A 201-nucleotide genomic window follows, 5' to 3' on the forward strand; every position below is an offset into this window, starting at 1 on the left:
GTCGCGCCCCGGAGGGTCGGGGCCGTCACGTCGCGCTGGTCGATCGCGAGCACGGACCCGGCGACGTCGGTGTCGTTGTCGAGGACGTGCAGCTTGCTCGTGCGGCCGGGGCGCACCGTCTGGGCGTCGGGGACGGCCTTGGGCGGCTGCTGTGCGGCGGCCTCGTCGACGAGGTTCTCGTCCTTCTTCTGGTTCTTGTCG

1 protein-coding gene is annotated in these 201 nt (G+C 72.1%); it reads right to left on the reverse strand.

Going from position 1 to position 201, the window contains the following annotated elements:
• Positions 1–201 (reverse strand): hypothetical protein (locus IG69_RS22615; RefSeq protein ID WP_036830742.1); only part of this gene is annotated, 201 nt, incomplete at both ends.

This window comes from Phycicoccus jejuensis (genome assembly GCF_000720925.1).
Taxonomy (GTDB): Bacteria; Actinomycetota; Actinomycetes; order Actinomycetales; family Dermatophilaceae; genus Phycicoccus; species Phycicoccus jejuensis.